General features: G+C 69.3%; 13 protein-coding genes. All 13 read right to left on the minus strand.

The window, feature by feature from the left end:
* Positions 1-16 precede the first annotated feature (16 nt).
* The 13 genes from G361_RS0116710 to G361_RS43875 all read right to left on the minus strand — a co-directional run bounded on the left by G361_RS0116710 (position 17) and on the right by G361_RS43875 (position 14224).
* Positions 17-709: an SRPBCC family protein gene (locus G361_RS0116710; protein ID WP_019928242.1), complete on the minus strand. Its 693-nt coding sequence runs from the start codon at positions 707-709 to the stop codon at positions 17-19.
* Positions 706-1227, minus strand: coding sequence for a (2Fe-2S)-binding protein (locus G361_RS0116715; RefSeq protein ID WP_019928243.1), 522 nt, complete (start codon positions 1225-1227; stop codon positions 706-708). Before G361_RS0116715 ends, G361_RS0116710 begins: the two co-directional genes overlap by 4 nt.
* 13 nt (positions 1228-1240) lie before the next feature.
* Entirely contained in the window at positions 1241-2116 is an 876-nt protein-coding gene (locus G361_RS0116720; RefSeq protein ID WP_019928244.1) for a xanthine dehydrogenase family protein subunit M, read from the minus strand.
* On the minus strand, positions 2113-4452 hold the full coding sequence (locus G361_RS0116725) for a xanthine dehydrogenase family protein molybdopterin-binding subunit (protein ID WP_019928245.1): 2340 nt from the start codon (positions 4450-4452) through the stop codon (positions 2113-2115). Before G361_RS0116725 ends, G361_RS0116720 begins: the two co-directional genes overlap by 4 nt.
* A 252-nt stretch (positions 4453-4704) precedes the next feature.
* Entirely contained in the window at positions 4705-5559 is an 855-nt protein-coding gene (locus G361_RS0116730; RefSeq protein WP_019928246.1) for an ABC transporter permease, read from the minus strand.
* Positions 5560-6408, minus strand: coding sequence for an ABC transporter permease (locus G361_RS0116735; protein ID WP_231386889.1), 849 nt, complete (start codon positions 6406-6408; stop codon positions 5560-5562).
* Positions 6409-6427: 19 nt separating this feature from the next.
* On the minus strand, positions 6428-7240 hold the full coding sequence (locus G361_RS50360; RefSeq protein ID WP_019928248.1) for a hypothetical protein: 813 nt from the start codon (positions 7238-7240) through the stop codon (positions 6428-6430).
* 33 nt (positions 7241-7273) lie between these two features.
* Positions 7274-8554: an MlaD family protein gene (locus tag G361_RS0116745; RefSeq protein WP_019928249.1), complete on the minus strand. Its 1281-nt coding sequence runs from the start codon at positions 8552-8554 to the stop codon at positions 7274-7276.
* Complete coding sequence (locus tag G361_RS0116750; RefSeq protein WP_019928250.1) at positions 8551-9639, minus strand: MlaD family protein; 1089 nt, start codon at positions 9637-9639, stop codon at positions 8551-8553. The genes G361_RS0116745 and G361_RS0116750 overlap by 4 nt, the downstream gene beginning before the upstream one ends.
* 41 nt (positions 9640-9680) lie before the next feature.
* Complete coding sequence (locus G361_RS0116755) at positions 9681-10784, minus strand: MCE family protein (protein ID WP_019928251.1); 1104 nt, start codon at positions 10782-10784, stop codon at positions 9681-9683.
* Positions 10781-11761 carry an MCE family protein gene (locus G361_RS0116760; protein WP_019928252.1) on the minus strand — a complete coding sequence of 327 codons (981 nt, stop codon included), beginning with the start codon at positions 11759-11761 and terminating at the stop codon, positions 10781-10783. Before G361_RS0116760 ends, G361_RS0116755 begins: the two co-directional genes overlap by 4 nt.
* Positions 11762-11888: 127 nt before the next feature.
* A complete protein-coding gene (locus tag G361_RS0116765; RefSeq protein ID WP_019928253.1) occupies positions 11889-12926 on the minus strand; it encodes an MCE family protein in 1038 nt (345 codons plus the stop codon).
* Entirely contained in the window at positions 12926-14224 is a 1299-nt protein-coding gene (locus G361_RS43875) for an MlaD family protein (RefSeq protein WP_036495152.1), read from the minus strand. Before G361_RS43875 ends, G361_RS0116765 begins: the two co-directional genes overlap by 1 nt.
* Between the last annotated feature and the right edge of the window lie 16 nt (positions 14225-14240).

Raw genomic sequence — 14240 nt, forward strand, 5'->3', positions numbered from 1 at the left:
CCCATCGGGCGGTCGCTCAACGCGACGCCAGGCGCTTGCGGTCGCGGCGCCACAGCACCAGGACCGCCAGCAGCGCCGCCACGGCGGCAACCAGACCGACCCGCTCTCCGCCGATTCCGGCGGCGGAGAGCAGGTCGATCGGTTCGGCAGCCGGCCGCGCCGCGGGCTGCACGTTCGTCCCCGGTGCGGGCACCGCCCGGACCGCGGCGACCGGGGCCGCCTCCGGTTCGAGGGTGTCCGCTTCGGGAGTCGTTGCGGCGGAGGATGACTCGACGATCAGATCCGCCAGGTTGCCGGCGAACTGACCGATCAGCGCACCCGCCACCTCCGCCAGGGCGCCGCGCCCGAACTGGGCCGGCTTCCCGGTGATGTTCAGGTCGGTGTCGACGAAAACGTCGGTCTTGTCGCCGGATTCGACGAGCCGGCAGGTGATGGTCGCCTTCGCGGTGCCGTTGCCGCGGGCCTCGCGGCCGCCGCCCTCGAGTACCGCGATCCGGGCGGCCTCGTCCGCCGACACGATCCGGATGGTGCCGTTGTAGGTGAGGGCGATCGGGCCGAGCTTCACCTTGATCCGGCCCTGGAAGGCGTCCCCGTCGCTGCCGGTCAGGGTGGCGCCGGGAACACAGGGCGCGATGCGCTCCAGATCCAGCAGCACCTTCCAGGCGTCCGCCGCCGGGACGGGTATGCCGAATGTGTTCTCGAGTTTCACGCTGATCCTTCCAGAGTTTCCTGCCCCATCGCGGCGGCAGCGTCGTGCTTCGTCGAAGCGGCCGCGGCCGCAACGGCTTTCACGATCCCCTGGTAGCCCGTGCAGCGGCACAGGTTGCCGGAGATCGCTTCCCGGATCTCCCCCTCGGTCGGGTCGGGGTTCTCCCGCAGGAACGCGGTGGCCGACACGATGAAACCCGGTGTGCAGAAACCGCACTGCAGGCCGTGGTGTTCGCGGAACGCCGCCTGCACCGGGGACAGTTCACCGTCCGGGGCGGCGATGCCCTCCACCGTGGTGATCTCCGACCCGTCGGCCTGCACCGCGAAGATCAGGCAGGCCCGCACCGCGGCCCCGTCCAGCAGGACCGTGCACGCCCCGCACACGCCGTGCTCGCAGCCCAGATGTGTTCCGGTGAGGCCGCATCGGGTGCGCAGGTAGTCCGCGAGCACCAGCCGCGGTGGTACCCGGTCCCGGCGCAGATCGCCGTTGACCCGCAGTTCGATGTCGATATCGGTCATTGCTCCAGCCTCATCAGTCGTTGCCGGCCTCGTCGACGGCGCGGCGCCAGGCGCGCGCCACCATCTGCGCGCCGAGGCGCTTGCGGTAGTCGCCGGAACCGTGCATATCCGACGGCACCGAGCTCAGGCCCGCGGTCGCGGTGCGCCCGACCTCGTCGGCCGAGATCTCCGACACCCGGCGGCCGATCAGTTCGGCCTCGGCGGCGGCCGCGCGTTCGGTGGTCGGCGCCAGGCCGAAAAGGCCGATACCGCACCGCTCCACGCGCGAGTCGGCGTCCAGCCGCACCGCCACGGTCGCCCCGGCGAGGGCGAAATCGCCACTGCGCCGCGCGAATTCCTCGATCGCGAAGCCGGACCGGCCGTGCCACACCGGGAATTCGATGCCGGTGAGCAGTTCGTCGGGTTCCAGTGCGGTGCTCCACATCCCGGTGAAGAAGTCGGCCGCGGCGATGGTGCGCCGGCCGCGCGGGGACAACGCCTCCAACTGCGCGTCCAGAGTCAGTGCGACCGCGGGATATTCGGCCGCAGCGTCCGCGTGCGCGATGGATCCGCCGATGGTGCCGCGGTTGCGGATCTGGAAGTGCCCGATGTGCGGGGTGGCCCGGGACAGCAGCGGCACCGCGCGGCGGACGTCCTCGGAGCGCCCGACCGTCGCGTGCGTGGTGCCCGCGCCGACCCACAGGGAGTCGCCGCGGTTCTCGATGCCACGCAGCTCGCTCACCCGTCGCAGATCCACCAGATGGTCGAAGACGGCCAGCCGCAGCGCGAGCATCGGCACCAGGCTCTGACCGCCGGCGATGGCCTTCGCCTCCTCGCCCAGTTCGGCGAGCAGGTTCACCGCCTCCTCGGCGGTCGTCGGCGAATGATATTCGAAGGCAGCCGGTTTCACTGGCGGTCCTTTCCACGAGCCGCGTCGATCAGGCCGACGATGGTCGCCGGTGACAGCGGCAGCGCGCTGACCTCGACCCCGAGCGGGGCCAGGGCGTCGGCGACCGCGTTGATCACCGCCGGGGCAGAGCCGATCGCGCCGCCCTCGCCGACCCCCTTGAAGCCGCCGGGGCCCGCGCTGTGCGATTCGACGTGGACGACCTCGATGGTCGGCGCCTCGGTCGCGGTCGGCAGCAGGTAGTCCATGAAGGTGGTGGCGATCGGGTTGCCGTCGTCGTCGTAGGCCTGCGACTCGTAGAGCGCGCCGCCGATGCCCTGTACGGTGCCGCCGTAGATCTGGCCCTCCACCACGTTCGGGTTGATCATCGGGCCGACGTCCTCACCGACGATGTAGCGCAGCAACGTCACCCGGCCGGTCTCGATGTCGACCTCGCAGGTGCAGACGTGGGTGGCGTTGGCCCAGATCATCGGCGCCGCGGCACGATAGCGGCCGCTGGCCTCCAGTCCGGCCGGGATGCCCGCTGGCAGCGCCTCGGGCTGGAAGTAGGCGATCTCGGCGATCTCACGCAGGGTCAGCGCGACATCCGGGACGCCCCGGATCGTCGCCCGGCCGTCGGCGAACTCGATGTCCTCGGCGGGGGTGCCGAGCTTGTGCGCCGCGATGGCGATGATCCGTTCCCGCAGTGCCGCAGCGGTTTCCGCGACCGCGCCGGCGGTCACCGAGGCCGAGCGGCTGCCGCCGGTGCCGCCGCCGAACGGGGTCACCGCGGTATCGCCCTGGATGGTGTGCACATCCTCGACGTGCACGCCGAGCGCGTCGGCGGTCAGCTGGACGACGGTGGTCTCCAGGCTGTTTCCGGCCGAACCGCCGGCGACGTAGACGTTCACCCCGCCCGACGGCTCGATCCGGATGGTGCCGCCCTCGGTGGCGTAGAACGGGGTCGAACCGGCGGTCGGCTCCACATAGGTACAGGTCCCGACGCCGAGGTAGCGGCCCTGCGCGCGGGCGGTTTCCTGTTCCTTGCGGAAGGCCTCGTAATCGAGTGCCTCGACGGCCTTCTCGAAGGTCTCCAGCGGCGTCATATCGCTGTACGGCATACCGCAGGGGTTGACCATCGGCAGCTCGTCCTGGCGAATCATGTTGCGGCGCCGCAGTTCGATCGGATCGATGCCGATCTGCCGGGCCGCGGTGTCCATCAGGATCTCGCGCGCGACCGATTCGAACTGCCACGGCCCGCGGTAGGCAACGCGGCCGACGGTGTTGGTGTACACCAACTTCAGGTCGAAGGTGGCCGCCGGTACCCGGTACGGGCCGGTGAACAGCATGCCGACCGGGAAGGCCGCCGTCAGCGGCGACGGGATCGGGTAGGCGCCGACGTTCTGCAGATAGTCGATGGCGGCGAACAGGATCGTGCCGTCGGCGTCGAAGGCCATCTGCGCGATACCGGACTCGTGGCGCGCGGAGCCCGCGGAGATCAGATTCTCCTGCCGGTCCTCGATCCACTTCAGCGAGGCGCGCAGCTTGCGGGCGGCGAGCATCACCGAGATGTCCTCGCGGCCGGGGACCACCTTCTGGCCGAAACCGCCGCCGGTGTCGCGGGCCACCACGCGCACCAGATGTTCCGGAACGCCCAGCAGCCGCGCGCAGAAGGCGCGCATACCGTGCGGCGACTGGGTCGAGGCCCAGATCGTCATCTCGCCGGTCGGCGCCGACCATTCGGCGATCAGGCCGCGGGTCTCCATCGGCACGGGCACGTAGCCCTGCTGAAAGATGTGCTGCCGCACCACATGTGCCGCGTCGTCGAAGATCTTCTGCCGCTGCTCGGCCGGCATGCCCGGGATGAGCGCCGCGAGGTTGCCGGGGCAGTCGGCGTGGACCTGCTCCGGATTCTCCGCGGCGGCCGTGTAATCGACGATCGGCGGCAGCGGGTCGTAGTCGACGATGACCAGTTCGGCCGCGTCCTCCGCGACGTACCGGTCGACGGCGACGATCAGCACCACCGGATCGCCGACGAAGCGCACCTCACCCTCGGCCAGCGGCGGCCGCGGCACCGGCGGCATACCGGGCAGATCCAGGGCGTAGACCAGTTCGTGGACCTCGGGATTCAGGTCCGCGGCGGTGTAGACCGCGCGCACCCCCTCCAGCGCCAGCGCCTCGGAGACGTCGATGTCGAGGATCCGCGCTCGCGGTAACGGGCTGCGGACGAAATGCACGTGGGCCATGCCCGGCCGGACGATGTCGTCGACGTATTCGCCCGCGCCGGTCACCAGCCGCAGGTCCTCGATGCGCGGAACCCGCGCGCCGACGAAACCCGCTGTGGCAGTACCGGTCGTCATGGTTCTCCGTTCACTTCGGATGCCGGCAACCACCGGGCGCACGCCGGGGACCGCCGATGGTCGGTGGCACGGCGAGCGGGGATCGAGCGAGCGCGGACAAGAGGTGGGTAGGGGCGGTGCGGACGGCCGGTCGACGGCCGCTCGCCGATGCTGTACACCTGTCTAACATTGCCTCCGACCCCTGTCAATACCCGCTATGCCGTGTTTGAAAACGGAGATCTTGAGAGAAGTAAATACCGTTCTCACACAGCATCACCCACTGATCCGCGCACCGGCGTCGAATCCCCACAACGCCATCGTCAGCAACAGGTTGACGATGATCATCACCGTGATGCCGGCGCGCATGGCGCGCCCGGCCGCCACGCCGACACCCTCCGGCCCGCCGCTGGAGTAGTAGCCGTAGTAGCACTGGATCGTGGTCGTGATGATAACGAAGACAACGGCTTTCACCAGCGAGTACACGACATCGGAACTGCTGAGCACCATTCGGAAGTAGTGGTCGTAGGTGCCCGGCGACTGACTGCCCGCCAGGCCGATGGTCAACTGCACCGCAAGGAAATTCACCACCAGGCAGACCACGTACAGCGGCACGATCGCCGCGATCGAGGCCATCAGCCGGGTGGTCACCAGATACGGGATCGACCGGATCGCCAGCGTCTCCATCGCGTCGATCTCCTCGGAGATCCGCATCGCGCCGAGCTGAGCGGTGAACCGGCAGCCCGCCTGCGAGGCGAAGGCGATCGACGCCATGATCGGCGCCAGTTCCCGGGTCGAGGCGGTCGCGGAGATCAGGCCGGTGGCCGGGCCGATGCCCAGCAGCTTCAGCGCGCTGTACCCCTCGATCCCGACCAGGGCCCCGGCGCTGCCGCCGAGCACGATGATGATCCCGGCCGTGCCGCCGCCGACGATCAGCGAGCCGTTACCCCAGGTGACGACGGAGATCAACCGCAGCAGCTCCTTGCGATAGTGCCGCAGCACGATCGGCACCGAGGCCACCGACTTCAGGAAGAAAAGGGCCATGTGGCCCAGCCGCATGAACAACTTCGCCGGCGGGTCGGCGGCCCGGACGATCGTCCCGATCGACAACGGGTAGTACTGCGCGGCCATCTAGAGCGCCGCCCGTGGGAACAACATCGTGTAGATCTGCGTGAAGCCGACGTTCACCAGCATCAGCAGCACGATCGAGGCGACCACCGTCGCGTTCACCGAATCGGCGACGCCGCTGGGACCGCCCTTGGTGCTCAGGCCCTTCTGGCACGCGACGATCGTCACGATCAGGCCGAACACCACCGCCTTGACCACCGCCAGGTACATATCGCCGATGGTGGCGAAGGAGGAGAAGGTCGCCACGAAACTGCCCGGCGTCCCGCCCTGGATGTACACGTTGAACAGGTAGCCGGCGAGGAAGCCGACGAAGGCGCTCACCCCGGTCAGGCCGACCGCGACCACCACACCCGCGGCGACCCGCGGGACCACCAGCCGGCGCATCACCGGGACGCCCATGACCTCCATCGCGTCGATCTCCTCGCGGATGGTCCGCGAACCCAGATCGGCGCAGATCGCCGAGCCGACCGCGGCGGCCAGCAGCATCGCGGTCACCACGGGGGCGGCCTGCCGGATCACCGCCAGGCCGCTGGCCGCGCCCGCGAGCGAGGTCGCGCCGACCTGACCGGCCAGCAGGCCGAACTGGATGGACAGCGTGGCGCTGATCGGCAGCGCCACCGCGATCGTCGGCAGGATCGACGTCTTGATCATGAACGCCGCCTGCAACACGAATTCCCGGAACGCGAACTTCCCGGTCACGATGTCGAGGAACAGATATTGGAAGGCCCGCACGCCCATCACGAACTGCGCGCCGACGGTCTCCAGCGAGGCGATCGGATGCCGTCGCAGATAACCCCGGGCCCAGCGTTTGATCGCGTCGACCGGCGACTGCGTGGGCAGTCGATCGATCACCAACTCACCGGCAGTCACATCAGACCATTTCCACTTTGGCGGCCAGCCAGTGGCCGCCGACCCGCTGCATCGTCATGAGGATGCGGCTGCGGTCGATGCGCGGATCCGGGCTGGCGGAGTTGCTGACCTCCTGGTCCACGAACAGCATGACCTCCACCTGATCCGGCGACGCGGACTTGATGCTGGCGTCCACGACCCGGCCCTTGCTGACGGCCTTGTTCTGGACCAGCAGCGTCTTCAGCTGGGTGCTGGACTGGCTGTACATATCCTTGAAATCGCCGGTCGCGCCGTTCAGCACGTCGGTGAAATTCTGGTCGATATGCTGCGCGTCGATGCTGGTCAGGGTGACCGCGTAGGACTGTGCGGTGGCCGCGGCCTCGCGGGCGGCGGCGTCCACCCGGTCCCGGTTGTGCAGTTTCCAGCCGAAGACCACGGCGAGCACCGTGGCGACGACCAGCAGCACGGCCCCGGCGGCGAGTCCGCCGCGCAGGAGCCAGCGGCGGCGGCCGGGTGCTGCCGGTGCTGCCGCAGGCCGGGCCGCCGGGTCGGCGGGCTTGTCGGCCCCGGAGTCGGGCTTGTCGGCCCCGGGGTCGGCGGGCTCATCGACAGGCTTGCCGGCGCTCGCGGCGGCAGGCTTGGCGGCGCGCTCGTCGGCGGGCTTGTCGGCACTCGCGTCGGCGCGCTCGCCGGCACTCTCGTCGACAGGCTTGCCGGCACTCGTGTCGCCGTTGGGTTCGTCCGCCGAGACACTCTGTCCCGCAGTCGATTTCGTGGCATCGGTCGCTTCGCCGGCGTCGGCTTCGAGCACCGTTCCCGGTGTCGTCTTCTCCATTGAAGGCCTCCCTGCAATCATCGGAAGTTCGGGCTATCTGGGCACATAGGGACCACCGAACGGGGTCGGGATCGTCTGCGGCCCGCGCGGTGTGGGGTCGGAGGTCGCGAGCGGATCCGCTCCCGGCGGCGGATGCAACGTGTCGTCACCGGGCGGCCGGGGCGCGTTGCGGGCGCCACGCGGCAGCAGGGTCGGATCCGGATCGGTGCAATCGGCGTACAGATACGGTTCGGGGAAGTCGGGCATGCTCACCGGCAGCCGCGGCACGGGGTAGTCGCACTGCTTGCGCGGGTAGATACTGGCCAATGCCCACGCGTAGCCGTCGTGGAAGGCCGAGGTCACCCGGTCCGCCGCCGAACCGTCGCGCTGCTGCGGGAAGAACACCTCGCGCAGCGCGGGCACGTGCACGTACGACATCTGCGCCACGGTCGCGAGACTGCCCAGCAGCTGGACCATCGTCGGCGAGTTGTCGGCGATGATGCCGTCCATCGTCCGCAGCGTGTCCGGGGTGAGACCCACCAGCGTGGTGTAGCCGCCGGTCATCTTCTCCACCCCGGCGAGCGTGCTGTCCAGATCGGCCGCGGTGGCCCGCAGGCCCGGCGCCAGATCACGGACGGTGCCGAGCACCACCCGGCTGTTGCGCAGCAGATCGGTGGTCTGCGGCAGTACGCCGCCGAGCGTATCGATCAGGAACACACCGCCGTTCACGATCGCGGTGAGCTTCTCCGGTCCCGCCGAACTCACGCCGAGCTCCTGCACGATGGCGTGCAGTTTCGCCGGATCCAGTTGCACGATGGTGCCGTTCAGATCGCCGAGCAGCTGGGCCAGCGTGACCGGGGTCGTGGTCCGGTCCACCCCGATCACCGCGCCGTCGGCCAGGTAGGGGCCGGAACTCTGGGTGGGCACGAAATCCAGGTACTGCTCCCCCGCCGCGGACAACCCGAGGACGCGCGCGTCGCTGTCCGCCGGGATGTGCACGCCGCCGTCGATGACGGCGGTCGCGGTCACGCCGCCGTCGCCGATGTCCACCGACGACACCCGGCCGACCCGCACGCCGCGCACGGTGACGTCCCGATCCGCCAGCAGCCCACCGGAATCGCGCAGATGCACCCGGACCAGATAGGTCGAGTGCAGCGGATTCACCTGCAGCGAACCGAAAGTCAGATACGACGCGCCGAGTACCAGCACCGCGACCAGGGCGACCAGCGACACGATCAGCCGCTGCCGGGCGAGGAATTCGAACGTCCCGACCACTACTGCGGCCACGGCCGTCCCGGCGCCGGAACCACGTGCGGGCATTGCCTTCTCGTTCATCGGCCCGGTCCGATCACGCGGTCGTGCAGCCGGCCCAGGGTGTAGGCCAGCGAGCCGACGAAGTTGGCCCAGTCGGTTCCGTCGGGCACCTTCGCCGTCGGATCGCCCGGGAAGTTGGGATCGGGCCCGGTGCCGAGCGCGAACTGGATGATATCGGCGTCGGCGGTGGCGCCGGTGCCGTTGGCGACCTTGCCGCCGACGATCACGAAGGTCTTGTTGAGCGAATCGAGGTTCGCCTCGGGCTGGGTCGCGGCCGTGTTCAGTCCGGCGGCCAGGTTGTTCAGATCGGTGACGATGCTGCGCTTTCCGGTGCCGTTGATCGACGGGAACTTCTCCATCAGCACGGCGATCCGGTCGAGCCGCCCCACCAGGTCGACGATGTTCTGCGTATTCGCCCCGATGGCATCCAGCGCCGGTCCCGCGGCGGCCACCGCGTCGTTCACGGTGGACTGTTGTGCGGCAACGGTATCGGTGAGGGTGGCCGCGTCGCGGACCGCGGAGCGGATCTGATCCGAACGCGCCGAGAGGGTTTCGACCAGTTTGGTGGTCTCGGCGATGAGGTCGGCGAGCCGGTCGCCGCGGCCGTCCAGTTGGGCGCCGGCGCCGTTGATCACCTTGGTCAGATCGCGAATCACGCCGCCGTTCACCAGCAGTGCGGCCCGGGTCAGCACCTCCTCGATCGTCGCGGCGGCCGAGGTGCCGGACTGCGGGATCGCGTCGCCGTCGTGCAGCGTCCGGCCGCCCGCGACGGCGGGGTCCGGCGGCGGGGTGAGCGCGATGAACACATCGCCCAGCGGTGTCGCCGAACGCAATTCGGCGGTCGTGCCGACCGGCAGCGACACCCCGGTCCGGACCCGCACGGTGACCACCGCGTTGTAGTCGTGCGCCCGCATCGACTCGACCTGGCCGACGTCGGCGCCGTTCACCTTCACCGGCGCCTTCGCGGGTAGGTTGAGCGCGTTGGCGAAGGTGGCGGTCAGGCGATAGCTCGACCCGATCGACGGCGCCGGTAGCGGCACCTGATCCAGTCCGCCCGAGGAACATCCGGCCGCGGCCAGTGCCAGCACCACCACCGGCAGCGCCACGCCGGCGCCTCGGTGGAGATTCGATCTCGTTGTACCCGAACTCATTTCGGCAACCCCGCGATTCCGGCCAGCATGGCCACCACTCCGAAGTCGGGGCCCATGTCCGACATCTTCCCGGTGTTGCAGCCCAGCTGTTTCAGATCCAGCAGGTTGCACACCTCCTTGACCATCTGCCCGTCCAGGACGATCTTGTCCACGTTCACGTGCACCCGGCCGACACGCAGATCGGGATCGATGACGGCGTAGGCGTTGTCGACGACCAGCGGGAACAGGTCCATGAACTCACCGATGTTGCGCTGGTAGTCCGACAGGCTGCGCATCATCACGTTCGCGTTGCCGGCCGTCGACGCGATCGCGCCCCGGTTGCGCTGCATGAGATCGGTGGTGGCCGCGAGGATCTGGTTCAGCTTCGCGCCGGTGTCGCCGGTGCCGAGCTGCTGGTCGGCCAGCAGATCGCTCAATTGGTGTACGCCGGAACCGAAGTCGCGGATCTGCTGATCGTTGGCGGCGGCCGCCGCGGTCAGCGAGTCCAGATCGGTGACGATCTTCGTGACCGCGTCCTTGGTGGCCGCGCCCTGATCGCTGCCGGTGCGCAGCGCCCCGGCGAGCTGGTCCAGGGCGGCCTTGATGTCGTCACCGTGCCCGGCGGTCGACGCGCCGACGTCGACCAGACCCGCGATCGGGCCGTGCCCGGCGCCGTCGCCACCCAGTGATTTCGAGAGTTTGTCGGCCATCGCCAGCACGCTGTCGAATTCGATCGGGGTCCGGGTGTGGCCCGGATCCAGCACCGCGTGGTCGCGCAGCGCCGGGCCGCCGCGATAGGGCGGGGTGAACTCGACGTGCCGGTCGGTGAGCACCGAATCCGATACCGTCACCGCCGTCGCGTCGGCCGGGATCGGCACCGAGCTCTGCACGCTCATCCGCACCTCGACGTAGGCGCCGCGCTGGGTGATGGACTCGACCTTCCCGATCTTCATGCCCAGCACGTCCACCGCGTTGCCGACGTACAGGCCGGCCGCGTTGTCGAACTGGGCGGTCACGGTGAGGGTGCCGGGGCCGGAGAACGGACCGGCGGCGGCCCCGACGGCCACGACGGTGAGCACGATCAGCAGCGCCAGCACGATCCGGCGGGACAGTCTGCTCATTTGCAGTCCTTCGAGTACGGGGGAATGTCGACCTGCGGCGCCCGGCCGACCAGCGCGCACATGAACGAGTCGAGGAAGGCGCCGTAGGGCGCGTTGGCGTCCAGTTCCGGGCCGGTGCCGGTGAGGTTGGCCCACGAGCGCCACGGCACCGGGAGGATCTGCAGGATGTTGCGCAGCAGGTCGTCGTGGCTGCTCAGCATCCGGGTCATCTCGTTCAGATTGGTGATCAGCCCCTGGAGTTCGGGCTGATCGTCCACCACCAGCGGCTTCAGCGAGTCGATCAGGTGGGTGCTCGCCGCGATCATCGACTCGATCGCCTGCCGCCGGGCCTGCACCTCCGCGAGCAGGCTGCGGCCCTGGGTGACCAGGGAGCCGATGTTCGCCTGCTGCGCCTGCACGACCTCGGTGAGCTTGGCGGTACTGGTGAGCAGCGCGCCGAGCTGATCGCGGCGCTGGGCGATCACCGCCGACAGGGTCTTCACGTTCTGCATCACCGAGGGCACCAGCTGCGGCAGGCCGTTGAGCTGACCGGACAGATCGGTCAACGCGTGTCCGACCTGATCGGCGTCGACCTGATCGAAGGTGCGGGTCACATCGGTCAGCGCGGATTGCAGATCGTAGGGAACGGTGGTGTGCGCCAACGGGATTCGACCGGCGGAACCGGGACCGCGCGGCGCGAGCTCGACGTACCGGTTGCCCAGCAGCGTGGTCAGTTTGATGGCGGCGGCGGTGTCGGCGCCCAGCGGCACGTCGTGCTGGACGCTCAGCGTCACGGTCACGTGGTCGCCCGCGAGCCGGATGCTCGCCACATGCCCGACCGGTACGCCCGCGACCGTCACCTGATCACCCGCGCCGAGCTGCGCGGCCTGCGCGAAATCGGCCTCCACCCGGCGGTCGCCGACGTTCAGCGAATTGATCGCCAGCGCCGCCACGATCACCACCACCAGCAGGCCGATGGCGGCCAGGCCGAGCCACACCCGGGGGTATTCCTCCAGGGGCCGGTGTTGTCTGCCTCCGCTTCGCTCCGGCGATCGAGGCCCCGGTGACCCCGGGCCGGCCTCGACGTTCCCGGACGTGTTCCGGCGCAGTCCGAATCTCATCTGCTCACCTGCACTTCGAGGTGTGTTTGGCGACCCCGCCCGGGGTCGCGCTGTCGACGATCTCCGGGATCAGCGGCCCCAGTCCCGGGGTCAGCGACAGTTGGACATCACAGGCGTACGCCTCCACGTACGCACCGTCCTGCGTCATCCGGGCCATCCCCTTCAGCACCAGCGGCAGGTTGTCACCCATGAACTCGAACTTCTTCTTGTTGTCGATGAAGTGCTGGGTGAAACCCGGTTCGCGATTGATGAAGTCGCCCAGCGCGGGCCGGTCCGCGGCGATGATCTCGGACGCGCGGCCGACCACCTGCGAGATCTGGTCGACCGAGTCGAACAGCGCGCGGCGGTTGGTGTCCAGCCCCTCGAAGACCGTGCGGGTCTGCTGGATCACCGTGGTCAGATTGCCGCTCTGCTTCGCCAGATTGTCCACGACGGTGGTGAGATTCGTGATCACCTGGCCGAGTACCTCGTCCGGTCCGGCGAAAGTCTCCGCCAGCTGGGTGGTTTCGGCGATCAGCGTGGTGATCGCGCCGTTGTCGCCCTGTAGCGCCTTGATCAGCGCGCCACTGATGTTGTCGACCGCGCGGTGGTCCAGCGTGCCGAACAGCGGCTCGAAACCGTTGAGCAGCTTGGAGATGTCGAAGGACGGCTCGGTCCGCTCGATCGGGATCTCGGCGCTGGGGCGCAGCGCGGCGAGATCGCCCTGACCGCTGCGCGCGATACCGAGGTAGCGCTGCCCGATGAGGTTCTGATAGGTGACCGACACCGTGCTGTCGCCGTAGAGCACCTGATCGTTCTGCACCCGGAAGCCCACGCGGGCAACGGTTCCGGTGAGGCCGACCGACTCGACCCGCCCGACCCGCACCCCGGCCATGCGCACGTCGTCACCGACGCGCAGCCCGGACACATCGCTGAACAGCGCCGAATATTTCGACGTGCCGCCCGCGACACCACGTTCCAGGGTGACCACGACCGTCCAGCTCAGCACCGCCGAGACGATCAGGAAGACCACCAGTACCAGTAACGACCGGCGATAACTCATCACGAACCTCCGTTCGGATCCGGCGCGACCGTGACGCTCATACCGCGCACCAGCGGGCCGAACAGCAGGTCCGCGGCGGCGTTCGGCGGCCCGCCGAGGATGCCCGCGATCTGCTGCTGTTCCTGTGGGCTGCCGATGGGACCGATATCCGGGCCCAGCGCGGCCGGCGGGTGGAAATTGCGCGGATCCAGGCCCGGCGGCAGCTGCCCGGCGGCGGGCATGGCCTCGGTCGGGCCGGTGGCACAGCTGGGGCCGGCCAGATCGCCGTAGCGCGGGCAGTCGGCCCGGGTGTACTGCCGGTTCGGGGTCATCTGCACGATGACCTTGGCGGTGATCCGCTGGGTGGCGGGATCGAAGGTCTGGACGAAGGCGGTGGTCAGCCTGGTCACCGAGAGCGTGATCTGCGGGAAGGTGGCGGCGCCGTCGCCGATCGCGTCCAGCGCCGGTCCCATGTGTGTCGTGACGCCGACGATCTGATCCACCCGGCGGTCCAGGGCGTCGGCGACCGTACCGGTGGTGTGCAGCCCGCCGGTCAGCAGGGCGGTGAGCTGCTCACGCTGCTGCGCGATCGTCAGCATCGGCACCACCGAGTGGTGCAGCGCGTCGAGCAGTTCCGGTGCGGTCGTCTGCAATTCGCGCAACGCGGCCGAGAGGGCGTCCAGGGTGGTGGGCGCCTCCTGTGGTGAGACGACCGACCGCAGCGCGGCAACTATCTGCCGCAGCTGCGAGCCGGCGTCGCCGAGCGCCGCGCCGCGCCCGTCTGTGGCGGCGGCAAGCGTCGCGAGCATGCCGACCGCGGAATCCGTGCCCTGCCGGCCGACCGCCGCGACGATCTGCCGCAGCTGATCCAGCGAGGTCTGCAGGCGCACGGTGGCGAGGCTGCGGTCCTGGGCGATCCGTGCCCCCGAGACCAGAGCCGGGGCGGAACCGTTGTCCAGCAACTGGATCGACGGCACCGCGAACACGTTGCTGGGCACCACCCGGGCGGTGACCGTGCCGGGTATGTGCGGTGCGTATTCGGGGCCGAGCCGGATGTGCACCTCGTTCAGCCCGGCCGCGCCGGCCGGGGTGACGTCGGTGACGAAACCGACCCGGACTCCCTCGTACTTCACATCGGATTTCGGTGGCAACCCGTCGCCCACATTCGCCATGACGGCGACGACGGTGACGGACTTGCGAAATACCCCTTGCGAATTCGCAATCATCGCCGTCGCCGCGACGGCTGCGACGGCGACGAAACAGATCCCCGTCAGCAGCAATTTCGCCGCCGACGGACCGCGGCCGTCGGGTTCGAACATGGTCGACACGTGCTAC

It is taken from the genome of Nocardia sp. BMG111209 (assembly GCF_000381925.1).
Taxonomy (GTDB): Bacteria; Actinomycetota; Actinomycetes; order Mycobacteriales; family Mycobacteriaceae; genus Nocardia.

What these genes read in the sequence shown, in the direction of transcription:
- G361_RS0116715 (WP_019928243.1), bottom strand. Translation starts at nt 1,227, where the DNA reads ATGACCGATATCGACATCGAACTGCGGGTCAACGGCGATCTGCGCCGG.
- G361_RS0116725 (WP_019928245.1), bottom strand. Translation starts at nt 4,452, where the DNA reads ATGACGACCGGTACTGCCACAGCGGGTTTCGTCGGCGCGCGGGTTCCG.
- G361_RS0116730 (WP_019928246.1), bottom strand. Translation starts at nt 5,559, where the DNA reads ATGGCCGCGCAGTACTACCCGTTGTCGATCGGGACGATCGTCCGGGCC.
- G361_RS50360 (WP_019928248.1), bottom strand. Translation starts at nt 7,240, where the DNA reads ATGGAGAAGACGACACCGGGAACGGTGCTCGAAGCCGACGCCGGCGAA.
- G361_RS0116745 (WP_019928249.1), bottom strand. Translation starts at nt 8,554, where the DNA reads ATGAACGAGAAGGCAATGCCCGCACGTGGTTCCGGCGCCGGGACGGCC.
- G361_RS0116755 (WP_019928251.1), bottom strand. Translation starts at nt 10,784, where the DNA reads ATGAGCAGACTGTCCCGCCGGATCGTGCTGGCGCTGCTGATCGTGCTC.
- G361_RS0116765 (WP_019928253.1), bottom strand. Translation starts at nt 12,926, where the DNA reads ATGAGTTATCGCCGGTCGTTACTGGTACTGGTGGTCTTCCTGATCGTC.
- G361_RS43875 (WP_036495152.1), bottom strand. Translation starts at nt 14,224, where the DNA reads ATGTTCGAACCCGACGGCCGCGGTCCGTCGGCGGCGAAATTGCTGCTG.